This window comes from Pseudomonas sp. P7548 (assembly GCF_013386585.1).
Lineage (GTDB): Bacteria > Pseudomonadota > Gammaproteobacteria > Pseudomonadales > Pseudomonadaceae > Aquipseudomonas.
Genome location: NZ_JACARO010000018.1, coordinates 26,079 through 46,126 on the forward strand (window position 1 = coordinate 26,079; position 20,048 = coordinate 46,126).

The window sequence follows — 20,048 nt, forward strand, 5'->3', positions numbered from 1 at the left end:
AGGAGAACCACTCCAACTAGGCGTATGTTAAATGAGCTCATCCAGTGGCTCGCTAGTCGACCTCTGACGACGATCACGAAGCATACGCCAACCTTCTAAAATCTGATCTTGATCGGCTCTAGAGACACCAAGCCCACCCAAAACCAACCATCCTTGGCGAGTCAAAACCTCATGCGTCGAACGAGTTCTGATTGACTTATCCAATTCTAAAAGGTCAATCGAAACGTTAGGCGTTGGTATTACCAGTTTGTTAATTTCAGACGGAATTAACTCCAGCACCCCCCCTCCATAGTGTCGACTTTCCAATTCAGCACTTAGTGCTGTCAGCGGGTTAATGAAGCAGCCAACAAGCTGCTCTGCCGCAACGCCGTATGACTTAATTCGATAGGCCGTATCAGTAGTATATGCCCCCAACTGGTTCAATATTAACCGTGGAGTGTTATGCGATCGTTTCAGCATACCTATCTCACTGTAATGAACAGAGGGGACTTTAAACCATGGCGTCCGAATTCTGCATTTGTAACGAGTATGCAGATTTTCAGCTTCTCCTTGTGCTATGTAAGACCTTGCATTTTCATCAAGCCCTTCAAGACCATCCTTGAACCACAAAAAGTTTGTTGGGGAACCTTTTTTCGCGTTCGCTTTATGTTGACGATCATCGTAAATTATACCAGGGCAATGCTCACTACGACCGAACATTGGATATGCCCACTTGTGCAGCTTGTTTAACTCTACAGTTTCATCAGAAACGAGGAAAAACTTGTTTGCACCCGTTACAATTCCAACTTCCACCTTCGCTATATCTTTGAATCGATGTACATCTTTATGTCTGGATATTTCGTTAAATAGATTTCTAGTGCTCACATCAAGTAACGCGCGAGTCCATTTCCCCGCTACCGTTTCTCCGTTTATAGCCTTGGGTGCACGAAATACTTCCGATGGGTTCAAGTGAACAAAGTCCCGCCCTTTCACCGGGTATATACCCAGTCCTTCTGTTATTTCATCAGGGTCTAGCTTTTTTTCCGCCATCAGAATCACAGCACCTTGCAACGTCCCTTCAAACCACAGGTCCTCAGGATCAACTATGACAATTCTGCTGCACTCATGACCCATGTATGACCGCAACGATTGAGCGTGTGTCACATGGATAATTTCAGCGGGAACTACCATTGCAAGACGACCACCCGGCCGTAATAACTTTAACGATGCAAGGATAAAAGGAACCCAAGCATTTGTATGCTTTGTGAATGGAAGACCTAGCCCTTTAAAGATCAGCTCTGCGTTCGCCTGAAACGGTTCCGGCAGGTATTGGTAGCGAATAAAAGGCGGATTACCAAGTACAGCGTCAAACCTAACGTTGCTTGACCACATACTTCTGATGGACCAACCCAGAAAATCTTCATTGAGTATGGTAGTACTCTTCGACCCTGCCTTTTTTGCTCGATCATGAGCCTTCGCTGCCTCATCTGGCTCCAGCTCAAAGCCCATGACCTCGGCATTACGTACTGCCGAAACTTCCGCCACTGATTCTAAAAAGACACCATCACCACAGCTTGGCTCTAGAATTCTTTTGGGTGCAATTTCGCCCACCCATCGCGTGAGAAACAATGCCAAGTCAAACGGGGTGTAATATCCACCGCGAAGCTTTTGGGCCGTTTCGTTTTCAATAAAGTTCATGAATGCCGCCCTTATAAATTCGCTGTAACTTTAGGTGATCCCACGTTACTACCGCGAAATTTACCCTTATTGCTTCCGCCTCGCGGCTTACACGGTGAAAAATCGATTCTAGTTAGCACGGTCCGATAATCAATGCCCCGCTCCGCCATTTCAGCCATTAACGCAGCGATAACGGCAATATGTGGTGGTACGCCCCCCTGCACTGCGTGATTCGAAATCGAGTTGGGGTTTTGCTTGATCAACTCTGCGAACGCCTTTACCGATAAGCCAGCTTTACCGAGCTGCCTACGAAACTCTTCATAGGTCATTTGTACCAGCCCCAAATGTCAGTTCAGCATTATCTCACACATCAAGCAATGTATGCAACACAGCATTTGATGTGTTCGATCATTCCATACCACATGACGCACCATGACGCCTACACCAAACGCGCCTCCCGCTGACGGGCACAGCCCACTGAAATAACCGAAAATTTCGCACTCAATGTTTAGAATCAACTTTTTGTCGGTTATTCTGATTTGACAGAGCGAAAAGCAAACCGCTTTTGCCCAATCGAAAATCCTTTGCACGCCGCCAACAGTACTGCTTTGAGCGTATATCCCTGCGTGCACTCTTTTAATATCTATGAACATGTACCTATAGGCATAGCCTTATCTAACCCATAACATTCTATACATTATGACCATAATAATATAGAACCAAAAACAAGGTAACAAATCGAAAAATGAAAATGAAAGAAAGTTTCAATGATACATTCAAAGGCCTTAAAGTAAATGCCAGCAAAGCCAAGCGCTACGGCGTATATCCTGTCATTTTAGATCGTATGTACAGCCAAATGATTAATCTGCAGAGCTACCACTCTCGTATAACAGTGGTTCGAATCGATCTGCATTTTCCAGCAAGCCACACGCATGACCATAAGTGCGAAAATACGATCATCAGTCGGTATATCAAAACTTGTAAAGCTGATCTTGGTTCAAAGGATTGGAGCAAGCATAAACGTGTTATTCATGGGTGGGTGAAGGAAATTGGTAATTCTGGTAAGCCACACTATCATTTGTTTTTCGGATTCCAGACCCTGCACCGCAACCTGGGGTTGATTTCAGGTGATGGTCATACAGGCATGTGGGAACTGTTCGAGCGACGCTGGAAAGAGCTTACAGGCGGTTCTGTGCAGCTCATCAGGCCGCACTTCTTAGAGCGTGATCACGGCCAGGAGTTTGCCGATTGTTTTTACCATCTCAGCTACCTTGCCAAAATCAGGGATAAACATTTTGGGACTGGCGAAACGCACCGTCGATTTGGGTTTTCGAAACTAACACCAAAGCAGATGCCGCCAACTGTACTGGAAGAATTAATGGCAGCCTGAATAGCCTAATGCCATTCAGGCTATCTGCAAGCGCGCAGGAGCGGCTTTAAACATTTGGCAATGGCACGCCAGCCCTGGGAGCTTCGTGGCCTCCCAAAAGCTGCATATGCGCCGCGTGCGTTCTTTTGTAAACAGTATGACTGCTTTAACTTTATGCCACCGCATTTGTCATAAAGCTAAATCTTCTGGTGTAAATGTCATACCGAATGAACGGTATGCTTTGATGTCCCTTGGATTCATGCCCTGAACTTCATTCAATCGACCAATATTCTTGATAGCTACTACCACAGAATGATCGTAAGGGGCATCTCCGCTCGACTTTGTGATATCCGCCGATGTGATCGTTCCGTCGGCAGCCATACCGATTTGAACTGTGGTAGCCAAGTTGCGCCGCGCACTTGGAGGACGGGTCCAGCCCTCGGAGGCTCTGGCTTTGACCAAGTCACTAATACTCGCGGCTTCCAGATCGTAGATCACATCAGGTCGAGCCTTGCCTAATGCAATGCTCGGTGGAAGCGCGATGCAGTTAACAAGATATACACCCATCCCGAATTCAGCCCGCATGCACTGAAAGTACATTTCACGACCGACATCGATATTGGCAGCGAACTCCCGATTAGGCTGTAACTCGGCAGCCTTTAATTGGTTACCAACGACCGACCAAGATGCGGCTTGAACCGGTGCCAGAGTAACGGTCACAGCCGTTTTCTTTCCGAAATCCAAGATGAAATTGGCATTACCGTTGTCCGCGACGATTTTATCGATACGACCGTGGTAAAGCCTAGGTTGAGAATATTTGATTTCTGCACGCGCTTGATTTGCCCGCCAATCGTTGAAGATTTGGGTAGCGCCTACGGCTTTTGAAAAATTCCAATCCGTGGTTTCGACGACATTTAACAACCGTGTATTGAAGTAGCTCGACGCCCCATTATCGTAGTCAGCTTGAGCCACGAATGAGACCGACAGCAACGCGACCATCAACGAATATTTCATCTGCGCTCCTGTTACGGACGGGGAAGGACTTGGGTACGCAGACGCCGCAGAGACGAGGGAATCCCTGCCAAAAACAAGGTCAAGGCCACCAACAGCAGCACAGAGGCCACCAGGACGCCAACGCCAAATGCTTGTCGGAAGCTGGAAACGTAGCCGAACTCCAGCGAGCAAATTCCCGCGATGCTGGCTAGCGGCATGGAGACCGCTGCAATGAATATGGAAATGTAAAGCTTCATACCTGCTTCCTTCTTATGCCGGCCCACCAACTGTGGATGCCTTGGCAAGCATAATTTATCTGAAAATCAGATATCTGAAAACCAGTTATAGATTGAGAGCTGCTCAATTTGAGACAGCCTTATGCCAAAAGCTATTTACCGGCCTGAATACGACGTATTTCTATCATTGCTCAAGCAGCGACGAACTCTCGCAGGCATGACACAAGGGGAATGTTCCAAGGCACTAGGACGACCGCAATCTTTCATGAGCGACGTCGAGCGTGGTATTAGACGACTTGATATTATTCAAATCCGAGACCTATGCGTTGTTTTACGCTGTAACTTTGTCGAGTTGATTCAGGATTTTGATAAACAAATAGATGTGAAATAGTTTCCTTTCCAACCCATAGGGTAAGCATCGACCGGCAACCTCCACACACCTATGAAGGGCAATTATCGTGTCAGACCCAAATGAATCGATAGCGAATGCATTGGAACTGCTACTTATCAATCAAAATGGGATCGGTGCTGCCATTGAAGAATTAGCGAAATGGGTAGCTGAACGTGGCTCTACAGACACGGCCCGCAACGTTTTGGGAGCTTTAGAAACGCTGGATACAAATGCCGAAAGCATAGGATCAGCTATAAGGGCTCTGCGAAGCTAGCCCAATTCTCATTATCAAAAGACTCTACTTTTTTGGTAGTCCGACGGAACGTGGTTCCGATCTATCAAAAACCTATTGCGGAAAGCTATATGATCAAATTATCATTGATCTATCAAAACATACTATAAAGGATAACAAAATTTGAAAGCACATCTGTACCTGCGTGCCAGCACCAAAGACCAAGATGCGTTGCGAGCTAAAGCTAGCTTGGATGCATTTGTAACTGAAAAAGGCCTTGTCATTGCTGGGGTATATTCTGAAAACATCAGCGGAACAAAGCTAGACCGCCCAGAATTGATGCGGTTGTTGGACGCAGCACAACCCGGTGAATGCATTGTATGTGAAAGCGTCGACCGTCTAAGTCGTCTGTCCCAGTCAGATTGGGAAACTCTGAAAGCCAAGATCAAAGCAAAGGGTTTACGCCTTGTGATTGCAGATTTGCCTACAAGTCATATGTTGATTGAAGACAAGGGAATGACTGGTCAGATAATGGAAGTAATCAACAGTATGCTGTTGGACCTCATGGCGACGATGGCTCGCCTAGACCAAGAAAAACGTGTGGAGCGAATCAAGCAGGGATTGGAAAACAAACGCTTGGCAGACCCAGCCTGGACGCCAAAGGGGAAAAGCAAGAATGTTGAAAAGTGGGCTAAAGTACAAATGTTAATGGCTAAACACCCAACAATGTCAGCAGAAAATATTGCCAAACTTGCAGAAGTTGGCGTTGCTACAGTATACCGAATCAAGCGTGGGGCTTAGTCCCCCCGTAGGCCCGGAGGGGTTAGATTTAGGTACCATCCACGGTTCCATGCGACGAAGATCAATTCAAACATTCGGCACCCTTCAACTCCCCCCTTTATCCCCACCTCGAGATTGTTTCACAAACATCTTCAATAACTTTTGATTAGCAGCTTCGTTATCTGCCGCACTGAACTGAAACTGATGCACATCAATATCACCCGGCACATTAATTTTGTATGCTGCCATCGACTCGTCTGATAACGCTTCTTTCAGCATTCCACCAGGCTTGGTGATAAATCTTGTCGCTTGCAAGTCATTTTGACGGATACCGGCACGCAGTAAGTCACTGGAAAAAGGTACAAATAGAAGGGCTTGCCCATGGTCTGCCATATAGAAAAATTTCGGAAATTCTCCCACCATCACACCATATTGAACACGGATATCATCGTGTTTAATTCGAACCTTTACTCCTAGCCGCTGTACCTGCTGATTTGCTAAGTATCGACCCTCATAAGAAACCAAATCAAGCTTCTTGAAGAAATCAAATTTGTCGGCCACATACTCAGATGAAAGATCGAGTTTGCATTGATCAAGTTCAATCTCCATTTTTGACATATTACCTTCGATATTTGCAGCGGCTTCTGCAAGTGTTCTTGAGGGGTGCGACTCCATCAATGCAGACATATCTACAAGCTTCACCCTTGCCGATTCTAACCTTCCATCAAGTTCACTAATACGTTTGCGTAGCAATTGCGCATTATCCTTGATCAAGGATGTCATATTCAGTTTGGCAAGCATTTCTTTGAAAACCAGTTCGCTTACATCTAATCGAACTGACCGATTAATACATGCTCCCTTCGCGGATTTAGAACAACGAAGATATTTCTGGCCCTTCGGTGGCGCCCCTTTATTAACCAAATGCATCGGCGATTTGCAGTATGCACATAAAGCAATTTTTGCCCAAACATTGAAGTTCGATGTCGTCTTCGTTATTTTTGAAACGTCTCGAGACCTACGACCATCCAACGCCGCATAATACAATTCTTCATCAATTACTGCCGGATAGAAACCCTTGATTGGCTCGCCAGAAGTACGACGCTGACCCTCGGTCCAAATGTTTGGTTGATATTCTCCAAGCACTGATCTGTTTGTCAGTATCTTGGCGATTGAGCTATTCCCCCACAGCCCAGATTTGTTCCTATTTTCAGAACCAAAAACCGGCACACCTTCACTATTAAACAACTTAACAATCGCACGCTGCCCATAACCCTGAACCGTCAGGTCGAACACCCTTCTCACAGTTTTTGCACGGTCAGCAATGACCCTATACGCCTCACCATCAAACGATAACCATTGGGGACATGCAGCCCCAAGCGGCAGACCTTCAGATCGGGCCAACGACTGTTTCTGCTGCCATGCTTCCGAAACCCTCTTACCCTTTACCGAAGATTCGGAATGAGCACGAGACATATGAAATATGGACATGACCAACTGCATCGGTTCGGCAGACTTACGGTAAACAGTGCCGTCGCCGAAAGTAACGACAACGATCCCACTGTTTAAAAGGTCCAGAAATCGTGGCAACGCTTCCGTTACCTGTTCTCGACTAAGCCTATCAAGTGATTCTACTAACAAGTAAGAACCAGAAACAATCTTGCCTTGTTTCACATAGTCATAAAACCGACCAAGACTACTTGTAACCCGATTAACATTAGTTCCCCTATACGCACTTACACCTGCATCCAAGAAAGCGTAGTTGCTGTCCTTTACCAGCTCTAAATCGTGCCTGTCTGCATATTCAATAGCGGCCTTGTACTGGCGCCTACGACTATCTCCCTTCGCCTGCTCTGGGGTTGAGAAACGCACGTAGCTGTAGGCTTTAGGTCTGCTGGTCATTGGCCAATACGTCTATATTGAATTGGGTGTATTTTACCACAACTTGCTGTTGAGCGGGCCACCCGGTACGGGCAAGACCTTGCTCGCCAGCCGCCTGCCGGGCCTGCTGCCACCGCTGAGTGAACAGGAAGCCCTGGAAGTCGCGGCAATTCAGTCCGTCGTCAGCCTGGCTCCCTTGAGCCACTGGCCTCATAGGCCATTTCGTCAGCCCCACCATTCGGCGTCCGGCCCGGCCTTGGTGGGGGGCGGGTCGAAGCCGCAGCCGGGGGAGATCACACTGGCCCATCACGGTGTGCTGTTCCTGGATGAACTGCCGGAGTTCGATCGCAAGGTGCTTGAGGTGCTGCGTGAACCCCTGGAGTCGGGGCACATCGTGATTTCCCGCGCTCGCGACCGGGTGAGTTTCCCGGCACGCTTCCAGCTGGTGGCGGCCATGAACCCCTGCCCTTGCGGCTACCTGGGCGAACCCAGTGGGCGCTGCCGCTGCACGCCGGAACAGATACAACGCTACCGCAACAAGCTCTCCGGGCCGCTGCTGGACCGCATCGACCTGCACCTGACCGTTGCACGGGAAAGCACAGCGCTGAACCCGACACCGCAGGCCGGCGACGATACCGCCAGTGCCTCCAGGCAGGTCTGCGCAGCCCGTGAACGCCAGCAACGGCGCCAGGGTTGTGCCAATGCCTTTCTGGACCTGCCGGGGTTACGCCAGCACTGCCAGCTGTCGAAGGTCGATGAAGGCTGGCTGGAGACCGCCTGCGAGCGGCTGACCTTGTCCCTGCGGGCGGCTCACAGGCTGCTGAAAGTAGCGCGGACCCTGGCCGACCTTGAGCAGACAGACGCAATCGCACGCCATCACCTGCAAGAGGCCCTGCAATATCGGCCGGCAGCCATCACCTGAGCGCAACACCTACCAGGGTAGGAGCCGGCTTGCCGGCGATGGCTGCCTCAAGGTTTGCGCGAGGCCTGAGGGCCTCATCGCCGGCAAGCCGGCGCCTACAGGGGGCGGGGTGTCAGCGGAAGCGGTCGACCTCTTGGCGTAAGCCCGCCGCCAGGGTTTCCAGTTCCTTGGCGGTGATCGCCAGGTTCGACACCACTTCACGCTGTTCGCTGTTGGCCAGCGCAATGCTTTGCAGGTTGCTGCTGAGCACGTTCGCGGTGCTGCTCTGTTCCTGGGTCGCGGTGGTGATCGCCGCAAATTGCTGGCCGGCCGAGCGGCTTTGCTCGTCGATGCGCGCCAGGGCCGAAGCCACGTCGGCGTTACGCGACAGGCCTTCTTGCATCAACACATTGCCGCGCTCCATGGTGCTGATGGCGTTGCCGGTTTCCTGCTGGATGCTCTGGATCATCCCGGAGATTTCATCAGTGGCCTCACGGGTACGCGACGCCAGGTTGCGCACCTCGTCGGCGACCACCGCGAAACCACGGCCTTGCTCGCCGGCCCGCGCAGCTTCGATGGCGGCGTTCAGCGCCAACAGGTTGGTCTGCTCGGCAATCGAGGTGATCACTCCCACAATCCCGCCGATTTCCTGGGAGCGTTGGCCCAAGGTGTTGATCACCGTGGCCGTGCTGTTCAGTGCCGTGGCGATATGTTCCAGCGACGACGAGGCTTCTTGCATCGAGGTGCGACCGATGCGCGTCTGCTGGGCATTTTCCTGGGCCAGGCGTTCGGTGTTGCCCATGTTGTCGGCGATGTTCAACGAGGTGGCACTGAACTCCTCCACCGCACCGGCCATGCTGGTGATCTCGCCGGACTGCTGTTCCATGCCTTCATAAGCGCCACCGGACAACCCGGACAAGGCCTGTGCCCGGCTGTTGACCTCTTCGGCCGCCTTGCGGATGTGCGAGACCATGGTCGACAAGGCTTCACCCATCTGGTTGAAGCTGCGCGCCAACTGGCCGATTTCGTCATGGCTGGCCACGTTCAAGCGTGCGCTCAAATCGCCGGCGCCCAGGGCTTCGGCCTGGCGCACCAGGTCACTCAACGGCTGCAGTTTGCTGCGCAGCAGCCAGACCGCCGCGCCGACCGCCAGCAGCATTGCCAGCACGCTGCCGATCACCAGGCGAATACCTACCGCCCAAGTGACTGCGCGGATCTCGGACTTCGGCATGCTTGCCACCACCGACCACGGGCCGCCTTCGAACGGCACCGAGACGCTGTAGAAATCTTCGTTCTTGTCACTCCAGAAGCGGCCTTCACCGGGCTTCTTCGCCAGGTCGAGCATCACCGGGATCGCCTGATCCAGCGCCTGCACGCCCGCCGGTGGCACCAACCAATGTTTCTGTTCGTCCAACAGCGCCAGCGAGCCGGTCTGGCCGATACGGAAGCGCTTGAGGTTGTCGAACTGGGCCTTCTGCTCGTCGGTGTAGTCAAAGCCGATGAACAACACGGCGATGACCTTGCCGCTGGCGTCACGCACCGGGGTGTACTGGGTCATGTAGGAGCGGTCGAACAGCACGGCCCGGCCCACGTAATTCTGCCCTGACAGCAGGCGCTGGTACGCCGGGTGCTGGTGGTCGAGCACGGTACCGATGGCCCGGTTGCCGTCCTGCTTGGTCAGCGAGGTGCTGATACGAATGAAGTCCTCGCCGCTGCGCACGAACACCGTGGCCACGCCGCCGGACATCTGCTTGAACTCATCCACTTCATCAAAGTTGTTGTTCAGCACCTCCTCGCCCAGGTACAGGCTTGGGGTTTGCACGCCGGCCACGGTGACTGGCTGGTCTGCACGCACGCTCAGGCCGGCGCCGAAGCGCTTTTCGAACAGCCCGCTCAAACGCTGGGTACTCTCGCGCAAGGTGCTGTGGAAGGTATTGAGTTGGTCGGCCAGCAAACGCGCCTCGCTGGCCAGGTGTTCCTCGCGGGTGTCGAGGTTGGCCGAGTCGAGGGAACGCAAGGCAAAGACGGTACTGCCGCTGATGACGACAGCCAGAATAACGGCCAAGGCGAGGCCTAGTTGGGAGGCGATCCGAGCGCGAGGTTGAGACATGACAGCTCCTGGCCGAGGCCAGGATCATCCTGATCTCATAGCGCTGCTCGGCAAATTATCTGGTGGGAAACGTTGGTGCACGATGGTTCCAACACACCTTCTTCGGCGGGCGCGGGCAATACTTGAGCGATTCACAGGGATATCGCGCAAACGATTGCACGAACGGTAGGCCGCGCATCAGTCGAGGCGCTGCACCTGAGGCAATTCCATCGCCTTGACTTCGCCCTGAAGAAACTCCGCCAAACGTCGCAGCCGCTCTCCCCCGGGGCGGGTTTTCGGCCACACCAAGTAATAGTTTTCACCACTGGCGACTGCGGTGGGCCACGGCAGGCTCAACCGCCCCTGAGCCACGTCCTCGGCCACCATCAGCAGGTCGCCCATGGACACCCCGTAGCCCCGCGCGGCAGCGATCATGCCCAGTTCAAGGGTATCGAACACCTGCCCGCCCTTGAGCGACACCTGGGACGACAAGCCCATGCGCTCCAGCCAATTGCGCCAGTCGCGACGGTCGGGCGTGGGATGCAGCAACTCGGCGGTGGCCAGGCGCGCTGCATCCCAGGGCCCATCCTCAAGCAGGTTGGGCGCCCCCACTGGAATCAGCAACTCGGGGAACAGGTAACTGGCTTCCCAATCGGCCGGGAAATGTCCGTAGCTCAGCAGCACCGCACAATCGAACGGCTCCTGATTGAAGTCCACCTCATCCACGCTCATCCACGCACTGGTCAGTTGCACCTCGTTGCCCGGCTGCAACGCCCGGAAACGACTGAGCCGCGCCAGCAGCCAGCGCATGGTCAGAGTCGAGGGTGCTTTCATGCGCAGGATGTCGTCTTCGGCATTCAGTGTATGGCAGGCCCGTTCCAGCGCGGCAAAGCCTTCACGCACGCCGGGCAACAGCAGGCGCGCCGCTTCGGTGAGTTGCAGGGTGCGCCCGCTGCGCTGGAACAGGCGACAGGCAAAATGCTCTTCCAGCGTACGGATATGCCGGCTGACCGCACTCTGGGTGATCGACAGCTCCTCGGCGGCGCGCGTGAAGGAGTTATGCCGGGACGCAGCCTCAAATGCACGCAGGGCATAAAGCGGAGGGAGGCGGCGCGACATACGGAAAACTCCTACAAACCAAAGCAGCACCCTAGCAGAATCCGTATACATGAGTATTAGTCATGCGAACGATCGCTTTTATCCTTTTGTGCAATGCACCAGGAGCGCCGAGAATCGACCCTTCCCCACCCCTCTGACTTTTCGAGCGTGATGATCATGCAGCATCCGGCGCGTACCGAACTCTGGGCCATCCTGCGGCTGTCAGGGCCGTTGATTGCCTCACAGTTGGCGCACATGCTGATGGTGCTGACCGACACCCTGATGATGGCCCGCCTGAGCCCCGAAGCCCTGGCCGGTGGTGGCCTGGGCGCGGCCAGCTATTCCTTTGTGTCGATTTTCTGCATCGGCGTGATTGCTGCCGTGGGCACCCTGGTGGCCATTCGGCACGGCGCGGGCGATATCGACGGCGCCACCCGCCTGACCCAGGCCGGGCTGTGGCTGGCGTGGCTGATGGCGCTGGCGGCGGGTCTGCTGCTGTGGAACCTCAAGCCGCTGTTGCTGATGTTTGGCCAGACCGAAGCCAACGTGCACTCGGCCGGGCAATTCCTGACGATCCTGCCGTTTGCCCTGCCGGGTTTCCTCAGTTTCATGACACTGCGCGGTTTTACCAGCGCGATTGGCAAGGCGCAGCCGGTGATGGTGATCAGCCTGTGCGGTGCGGTGGCCAACTACCTGCTCAACCACGCACTGATCGAAGGCATGTTCGGCCTGCCGAAACTGGGGCTGATGGGCATTGGCCTGGTCACCGCCCTTGTCGCCAACAGCATGGCCCTGGCGCTGTGGTGGTACATCCGCAGTAATCGGACCTACTCGGCCTACCCGCTGGGCAAAGGCCTGCTGCGTCTCAACACCCAGTATTTGCGCGAGCTGTGGCGCCTGGGCCTGCCGATCGGCGGCACCTATGCGGTGGAAGTCGGATTGTTTGCCTTCGCCGCGCTGTGCATGGGCACCATGGGCAGCACGCAGTTGGCGGCGCACCAGATTGCCCTGCAGATCGTGTCGGTGGCCTTTATGGTGCCGGCCGGCATGTCCTACGCGGTGACCATGCGCATCGGCCAGCACTACGGCGCCGAGCAGTTGCTGCAGGCACGCCTGGCCGGGCGGGTGGGCATCGGGTTTGGCGCGGCAGTGATGTTGGCATTTGCGGCAGTGCTGTGGCTGTTTTCCGACCCGCTGATCGGGCTGTTCCTCGACCATAACGATCCGGCCTTCCACGACGTGATCGTGCTGGCTGTCAGCCTGTTGGCAGTGGCGGCGTGGTTTGAGCTGTTCGACGGCGTGCAGACCATCGCAATGGGCTGCATCCGTGGGCTGAAGGACGCCAAGACCACCTTCCTAGTGGGGTTGGGTTGCTACTGGTTGATCGGCGCGCCGTCGGCCTGGTGGATGGCCTTCCACCTGGGCTGGGGCCCGACCGGGGTGTGGTGGGGGCTGGCCCTGGGCCTGGCCTGCGCGGCCATCAGCCTGACCTGGGCATTCGAAGCGAAGATGAAACGCATGATCCGCAAAAACCCTGAGACCCGCGCTGAATTCCAGGCTATGCAGCCTGACTAGAGGACGTGCGCGGTCAGATAACTCATCTGGTGCTGATACACCGCCATCGCAGGCAAGCCAGCTCCCACAGTTTTATCCGCGTTGTGTCAGACGGCAGCGGCGCAGATCAGGATTATCGCCTGAAGAAGCTGGGGATCCACCGGTCCAAATGTGGGAGCTGGCAAGCCGGTTCCTACAGTTGGTGGGGTTCGCCATTCAGCCCAGCAGGGCCTGCTGGCCCTTGCCGAAGGTCAGGTATTCAACCAGCTCCGGCAACGGCAACGGTTTGCTGATCAGGTAACCCTGGGCCTGGTCGCAGCCAAACAAACGCAACAGCGCCAGTTGCTCAGGAGTTTCCACACCTTCGGCCACCACTTCCAGGTTCAGGTTGTGGGCCAGGTTGATCATCGCGTGCACCAGCTTGCGGTTCTCTTCACGCTCTTCCATGCCGCCGACGAAGCTCTTGTCGATCTTCAGCAAGGCAATCGGCAGGCTGTTGAGGTGCACGAACGAGGAAAAACCGGTGCCGAAGTCATCCAGGGAAAACCGCACGCCCAAACGGCCGAGTGCGTCCATGGTCTGCTTGACCAGATCACTGCGGCGCATCACGGCGGTTTCGGTCAGCTCGAACTCCAGCCATTGCGCTTCAACACCGCGCTCGGCAATCAGCCGGCTGAGGGTGGAAAGCAACTGGCTGTCCTGGAACTGGCGGAACGACAGGTTGACCGCCATGTGCAACGGCGGCAGGCCGCGTTCGCGCAAGTCCTGCATGTCGCGCAGGGCCCGGGAAATTACCCAGTAGCCCAGGGGCACGATCAGGCCGCTCTGCTCGGCCAGGGGCACGAATTCACTCGGCGGCAACAGGCCGCGCTCACCGTGGCGCCAACGCACCAGGGCTTCCAGGCCGACGATATGCCCATCGTCCAGGTCCAGGCGCGGTTGGTAATGCAGTTCCAGTTCATCCCGACGCAGGGCGCGGCGCAGCTCACTTTCCAGGTCGGCCAGGCTGCGCGCATTGCGGTTGATGCGCTCGTTGAAGATATGAAAGGTGCAACCCTGGGTGCTCTTGGCTTGCTGCATGGCGATATGCGCGTGCCACATCAGCGGGTCAGCACCGGCACGGGCGCGAGCATGGGCCACGCCCAGGCTGCAGCCGATCAGCAGGCTCTCGCCATCGACCCAGTAGGGTTCGGCCATGACTTCGGTGATGCGCTCGGCCATCCACTCGGCGCGCTGGGGCGCACGGCGGGTGTTGATCAGCAGGGCGAATTCATCGCTGCCCAGGCGTGCCAGTTGGTCCCCGGCCTCAAGCTGGCTCTTGAGCCGCGAGACCACTTGCAGGATCAACCGGTCGCCGGCCTGGTGGCCGAGGGCGTCGTTGGCGTGGCGGAAATTGTCGAGGTCCAGATGCCCGAGGGCCAGGCCGCGGCCTTCGTTCTCGGCCAGTCGCGCCGCGAGCAAGGTCTGGAAGCCCTGTCGATTGGCAATACCGGTGAGCGGGTCCTGTTCGGCCAGGCGCTGCAAGGTGTTTTCCAGCACACCCCGCTCGCGCACATGGCGCAGGCAGCGGCGCAGTGTATCGGCGTCCAATACATCACGGATCAGCCAATCGCTGACACCGAGGGGCGAAACCAGCGGCTCCTGCTCCAGCAGCAATACACAAGGCAAGCTGCAGCGGCCCGGACCGGGTTGCAGGTGGGGAGTGGTCAACAGCACGGCACCGTGGTCGTCATCGAACAGACGGCTCACGGAATCCCAATTTGGCGCACTGATCAGCACAGCCCCATCGCCCATCGGCGCCAGGCACTCGCGCAATAACGCTGCCCACGCGGGCTCATCGGCCAGCAGCAGCAAACGCAAGGGTTCGACAGGCGTAGACAAGCTAGCTCCCTAGACTCTGCAAGAATTCGTTGGCGGCGGGCATTATGACGTGCGGCCTGATAATCACCAATGATAGGGGTTATCAAATACGCCGGCTGTAAACATTCGTCTTGGCCCAAACCACAAAAAGCCCACCACATCCTGCGGCAAAGTATCAAAACCGGCAAATTTAGATCGAGTGGTACGTCACACTGTCGTTCTGACAGAGCAGAATCCTGCGAGCCTGTTAAAATGCCCGCCCTTTTGAATAACGACTCCTGAAATTCTGTATGTCCCGACTCAATCCCCGGCAGCAAGAAGCCGTGAACTACGTCGGCGGCCCTCTATTGGTGCTCGCCGGCGCAGGCTCCGGCAAGACCAGCGTGATCACCCGCAAGATCGCGCACCTGATCCAGCACTGCGGCATCCGCGCCCAGTACATCGTCGCCATGACCTTTACCAACAAGGCGGCACGGGAAATGAAGGAGCGCGTCGGCACCCTGCTCAAGGGTGGCGAAGGCCGTGGCCTCACCGTGTGTACCTTCCACAACCTGGGCCTGAACATCATCCGCAAGGAGCACGTGCGCCTGGGCTACAAGCCCGGTTTCTCGATTTTCGACGAGACCGACGTGAAGTCGCTGATGACCGACATCATGCAGAAGGAGTACGCAGGCGACGACGGCGTGGATGAGATCAAGAACATGATCGGCGCCTGGAAGAACGACCTGATCCTGCCCGCCCAGGCCCTGGAAAACGCGCGCAACCCCAAGGAACAGACGGCCGCCATCGTCTACACCCACTACCAGCGCACGCTCAAGGCGTTCAACGCGGTAGACTTCGACGACCTGATCCTGCTGCCCGTAAAACTGTTCGAGGAACACGCCGACATCCTCGAAAAGTGGCAGAACAAGGTGCGCTACCTGCTGGTGGACGAATACCAGGACACCAACGCCAGCCAATACCTGCTGGTGAAAATGCTGATTGGCAAGCGCAACCAGTTCACCGTGGTGGGTGATGACGACCAGTCGATCTACGCCTGGCGCGGCGCCCGCCCGGAAAACCTGATGCTGCTCAAGGACGACTACCCGTCCCTGAAAGTGGTGATGCTGGAGCAGAACTACCGCTCCACCAGCCGCATCCTGCGTTGTGCCAACGTGCTGATCTCGAACAACCCCCACGAGTTTGAAAAACAACTGTGGAGTGAGATGGGCCACGGCGACGAGATCCGCGTGATCCGCTGCCGCAACGAAGACGCCGAAGCCGAGCGCGTGGCCGTGGAAATCCTCAGCCTGCACTTGCGCACCGACCGGCCTTACAGCGATTTCGCGATCCTCTATCGCGGCAACTACCAGGCCAAGCTGATCGAGCTGAAATTGCAGCACCACCAGGTGCCGTATCGCCTGTCGGGCGGCAACAGCTTTTTCGGACGCCAGGAAGTAAAGGACCTGATGGCCTACTTCCGGTTGATCGTGAACCCGGACGACGACAACGCCTTCCTACGCGTGATCAACGTGCCGCGCCGCGAGATCGGCTCCACCACCCTGGAAAAACTCGGCAACTACGCCACCGAGCGCAAGATCTCGATGTACGCCGCCACCGACGAGATCGGCCTGGGCGAACACCTGGACACACGCTTCACCGATCGCCTGTCGCGCTTCAAGCGTTTCATGGACAAGGTGCGCGAGCAGTGCGCCGGCGAAGACCCGATCAGTGCCCTGCGCAGCATGGTCATGGACATCGACTACGAGAACTGGCTGCGCACCAACAGTTCCAGCGACAAGGCCGCCGATTACCGCATGGGCAACGTCTGGTTCCTGATCGAAGCGCTGAAAAACACCCTGGAGAAAGACGAAGACGGCGAAATGACCGTCGAAGACGCCATCGGCAAGCTGGTGCTGCGCGACATGCTCGAGCGCCAGCAGGAAGAAGAAGATGGCGCCGAGGGCGTGCAGATGATGACCTTGCATGCGTCCAAGGGCCTGGAATTTCCCTACGTGTTCATCATGGGCATGGAAGAGGAAATCCTCCCGCACCGCTCCAGCATCGAAGCCGACACCATCGAGGAAGAACGCCGCCTGGCCTACGTGGGCATTACCCGCGCACGTCAGACCCTGGCCTTTACCTTTGCCGCCAAGCGCAAGCAATACGGCGAAATCATCGATTGTGCCCCCAGCCGGTTCCTGGATGAGCTGCCGCCGGACGACCTGGCCTGGGAAGGCAACGACGACACCCCGACCGAGGTGAAGGCCGTTCGCGGCAACACCGCGCTGGCGGATATACGCGCGATGTTAAAGCGCTAGAATCGACTACTTTTTAATCTACTTTCGGCGCCCGTTGCGTCAACAGAGGAAGCTTTCCGTGGAAGCACTGCACAAGAAAATTCGCGAAGAAGGCATCGTGCTTTCCGATCAGGTACTCAAGGTCGACGCCTTTCTGAACCACCAGATCGACCCGGCACTGATGAAACTGATCGGCGACGAATTCGCCGCGCTGTTCAAGGACTCGGGCATCACCAAGATCGTCACCATCGAAGCCTCAGGGATAGCACCGGCCATCATGACCGGCTTGAACCTGGGCGTTCCGGTGATCTTCGCGCGCAAGCAACAGTCCCTGACCCTGACGGAAAACCTGCTGTCGGCGACGGTGTACTCCTTCACCAAGAAGGTCGAGAGCACCGTGGCGATCTCCCCTCGTCACCTGACCAGCAGCGACCGCGTGCTGGTGATCGACGACTTTTTGGCCAACGGCAAGGCGTCCCAGGCGCTGATTTCGATCATCAAGCAGGCGGGCGCTACCGTGGCCGGCTTGGGGATCGTGATCGAGAAGTCGTTCCAGGGTGGTCGGGCGGAGCTGGATGCACAAGGTTACCGGGTTGAGTCGCTGGCACGGGTGAAGTCGTTGGAAGGCGGCGTGGTCACCTTCATCGAATAATTTGCCACATGGCAAATTCCCAGTGAACACGGATCAAAATGTGGGAGCGGGCTTGCTCGCGAATGCAGAGTATCAGTCGCTGAATTTATTGACTGGTCCACCGCATTCGCGAGCAAGCCCGCTCCCACATTTGATTTGCATTGTTTGTTAGTGTGCGGTGGCTTGTAGGCCGGCGAGTAGCAGGCGCTGGTAGAGGTCTTCTTTCAAGCCTTCGGGCTTATCCAAACGCATCCGCTTCAAATGCTCGGGAAACGCCTCTGGCTCCGGCGCGTCCAACGCAGCCTTGCCCAACTCCAGAATCTCCGTCAGCTTGAATTTGCTCTTGAGCCAGTTCAACGCCCGCAACAGATCCCGCTCCTCCTCCGTGAAATCGCTGCCCAGCGGATACTCCGGAAACAATCGCCGATGCCGCGCCTGAATGCCTTTGAGCCGCTCCGGGGTGTTGTCGGTAAAACGCGGCGCCAACTGGAAACCTTCGGGCAGTTTGCCGGCCTTTTGCGCTTGCTCGATCAAATCATCCTGGAAGCGTGAGTCGGTGATCTTGAGCAACGCCTCGATCACTTTGGCATCCGTCTGACCACGCAGGTCGGCAATACCGTATTCAGTGATGACAATGTCCCGCAGGTGTCGCGGAATGGTGCAGTGGCCGTAGTCCCAGACGATATTGGAACTCACCTCCCCCGCCGATTCGCGCCAGCTGCGCAAAATCAGGATCGAGCGTGCGCCTTCCAATGCATGGCCCTGGGCGACAAAGTTGTATTGCCCGCCCACACCACTGAGCACACGGCCGTCTTCCAGCTGGTCGGCAACGCCCGCGCCCAGCAGCGTGACCATGATCGCGCTGTTGATAAACCGCGCATCCAGGCGCTGCAGGCGCTTGAGTTCTTCCTGACCGTACAGCTCGTTGATGTAGCTGATGCGGGTCATGTTGAATTCGAGGCGCTTGGTGTGGGTCATCTCCTGCAAGCGCTGGTAAAAACTGCGCGGCCCGAGGAAGAAGCCGCCATGGATAGACACGCCGTCGGGCTGCGCGGCGTCGTCCAGCGTGCCAGCGTTGGCCTGCTCCTGGGTGGCCACATCCGGGTACACCTTGCGCCGCACGATCCCGGCATCCGCCAGCACCAGCAAGCCGTTGACGAACATCTCGCTGCAGCCATACAGGCCCCGCACAAACGGCGCGACGCCGCCTTCATGGCTGATCAGCGGCGCCCATTGGTACACATCAAGGTCGGTCAGCAGCAGGCGGTAAGCCTCGTTATCGGCCTGGCGGGCCAGCAAGGCGGCGGTCAGCGCGTCGCCCATGGAGCCGATGCCGATCTGCAACGTGCCGCCATCACGCACCAACGTGCTGGCATGCAGGCCGATGAAATGGTCCTGGAACCCCACCGGCATGTTTGGTGTGGAGAACAGCGTGGTGCTGTCTTTTTCATCGATCAGGTAATCGAACGCATCCATGCCCAGCTCGGAATCCCCCGGCATGTAGGGCAAGTCGCTGTGGACCTGGCCCACCACCAGGATGGTTTCCCCGGCGGCGCGGCGCTTGGCGATCATCGGCAGCAGGTCGAGGGTGATATCCGGGTTGCAGCTCAGGCTCAGGCGGTCGGGGTGTTCGGCACTGCTGGCGACCAGTTGCGCCACCAGGTTCAGGCCGGCGGCGTTGATGTCGCGGGCGGCGTGGCTGTAGTTGCTGCTGACGTAGTCCTGCTGCGCCGAACGGCTGTGGAGCAAACTGCCGGGCTGCATGAAGAACTGCTGCACGTGGATATTGGCCGGCAGGCTGTCCTTGTGCAGGTCGGCGAGAAAATCCAGCTCGGGGTAGTCGCCGAACACCCGCTCGATAAAGGGCCCGAGAAAGCGCTTTTGCAAACCATCGCCGAATGGCGGACGGCCCAGGCTCAAGGCGGTGTAGAGCGTCAGTTGCCGCTCGGGCAACTTGGCAATACGCCGGTACAGCGCGTTGACGAACAGGTTGGGCTTGCCCAGGCCCAACGGCATGCCCATGTGTATATGCGCGGGCAAGCGCGCCAATACGTCGTCAACGGCTTGCTCAATTGAACACAACTGCACCATCCGACCCTCC

General features: G+C 56.2%; 13 protein-coding genes and 2 pseudogenes. 7 read left to right on the forward strand and 8 right to left on the reverse strand.

Annotation, left to right across the window (positions count from 1 at the left end; translation table 11 throughout):
• Positions 1 to 27: 27 nt before the first annotated feature.
• Entirely contained in the window at positions 28 to 1,677 is a 1,650-nt protein-coding gene (locus tag HX803_RS10305; RefSeq protein ID WP_177058311.1) for a class I SAM-dependent methyltransferase, read from the reverse strand.
• 724 nt (positions 1,678 to 2,401) lie between these two features.
• Between HX803_RS10305 and HX803_RS10310 the strand changes: the two genes are divergently transcribed.
• A complete protein-coding gene (locus HX803_RS10310) occupies positions 2,402 to 3,046 on the forward strand; it encodes an inovirus-type Gp2 protein (protein ID WP_177058312.1) in 645 nt (214 codons plus the stop codon).
• A gap of 168 nt (positions 3,047 to 3,214) precedes the next feature.
• Here HX803_RS10310 and HX803_RS32680 read toward each other — a convergent pair.
• Positions 3,215 to 3,514, reverse strand: a pseudogene (locus HX803_RS32680) (TonB family protein); the annotation flags it as partial.
• Positions 3,515 to 4,050: 536 nt separating this feature from the next.
• On the reverse strand, positions 4,051 to 4,275 hold the full coding sequence (locus HX803_RS10320) for a hypothetical protein (protein WP_177058314.1): 225 nt from the start codon (positions 4,273 to 4,275) through the stop codon (positions 4,051 to 4,053).
• A 121-nt stretch (positions 4,276 to 4,396) separates the two neighbouring features.
• Between HX803_RS10320 and HX803_RS10325 the strand changes: the two genes are divergently transcribed.
• Positions 4,397 to 4,645: a helix-turn-helix domain-containing protein gene (locus HX803_RS10325; RefSeq protein WP_177058315.1), complete on the forward strand. Its 249-nt coding sequence runs from the start codon at positions 4,397 to 4,399 to the stop codon at positions 4,643 to 4,645.
• Between the two features lie 415 nt (positions 4,646 to 5,060).
• The gene (locus tag HX803_RS10330) at positions 5,061 to 5,678 is read left to right on the forward strand and encodes a recombinase family protein (RefSeq protein ID WP_177058316.1); all 618 of its coding nucleotides are present in this window, start codon (positions 5,061 to 5,063) and stop codon (positions 5,676 to 5,678) included.
• Between the two features lie 84 nt (positions 5,679 to 5,762).
• Here the strand turns inward: HX803_RS10330 and HX803_RS10335 are convergent, their stop codons facing one another.
• Entirely contained in the window at positions 5,763 to 7,556 is a 1,794-nt protein-coding gene (locus HX803_RS10335; protein WP_178920307.1) for a recombinase family protein, read from the reverse strand.
• A gap of 37 nt (positions 7,557 to 7,593) precedes the next feature.
• Here HX803_RS10335 and HX803_RS10340 point away from each other — a divergent pair.
• Positions 7,594 to 8,457: pseudogene (locus HX803_RS10340) on the forward strand (YifB family Mg chelatase-like AAA ATPase); the annotation flags it as partial.
• 112 nt (positions 8,458 to 8,569) lie between these two features.
• On the opposite strand, the gene HX803_RS10345 reads toward HX803_RS10340, so the two are convergent.
• A complete protein-coding gene (locus tag HX803_RS10345; protein ID WP_178920308.1) occupies positions 8,570 to 10,546 on the reverse strand; it encodes a methyl-accepting chemotaxis protein in 1,977 nt (658 codons plus the stop codon).
• Positions 10,547 to 10,723: 177 nt separating this feature from the next.
• Positions 10,724 to 11,644: a LysR substrate-binding domain-containing protein gene (locus HX803_RS10350; RefSeq protein ID WP_178920309.1), complete on the reverse strand. Its 921-nt coding sequence runs from the start codon at positions 11,642 to 11,644 to the stop codon at positions 10,724 to 10,726.
• A gap of 150 nt (positions 11,645 to 11,794) precedes the next feature.
• Here HX803_RS10350 and HX803_RS10355 point away from each other — a divergent pair, with 150 nt between their 5' ends.
• Entirely contained in the window at positions 11,795 to 13,198 is a 1,404-nt protein-coding gene (locus HX803_RS10355; RefSeq protein ID WP_178920310.1) for a NorM family multidrug efflux MATE transporter, read from the forward strand.
• A gap of 195 nt (positions 13,199 to 13,393) precedes the next feature.
• Here the strand turns inward: HX803_RS10355 and HX803_RS10360 are convergent, their stop codons facing one another.
• Positions 13,394 to 15,058, reverse strand: coding sequence for a bifunctional diguanylate cyclase/phosphodiesterase (locus HX803_RS10360; RefSeq protein WP_178920311.1), 1,665 nt, complete (start codon positions 15,056 to 15,058; stop codon positions 13,394 to 13,396).
• Between the two features lie 269 nt (positions 15,059 to 15,327).
• Between HX803_RS10360 and rep the strand changes: the two genes are divergently transcribed.
• Positions 15,328 to 17,337, forward strand: a complete 2,010-nt coding sequence (rep, locus tag HX803_RS10365; RefSeq protein WP_178920312.1) for a DNA helicase Rep — start codon at positions 15,328 to 15,330, stop codon at positions 17,335 to 17,337.
• Between the two features lie 58 nt (positions 17,338 to 17,395).
• Positions 17,396 to 17,968 (forward strand): xanthine phosphoribosyltransferase, encoded by a 573-nt coding sequence (locus HX803_RS10370; protein WP_025856334.1) that lies wholly within the window; start codon positions 17,396 to 17,398, stop codon positions 17,966 to 17,968.
• Between the two features lie 147 nt (positions 17,969 to 18,115).
• On the opposite strand, the gene HX803_RS10375 is transcribed toward HX803_RS10370, so the two are convergent.
• Entirely contained in the window at positions 18,116 to 20,038 is a 1,923-nt protein-coding gene (locus tag HX803_RS10375) for an acetyl-CoA hydrolase/transferase family protein (protein WP_178920313.1), read from the reverse strand.
• Positions 20,039 to 20,048 lie beyond the last annotated feature (10 nt).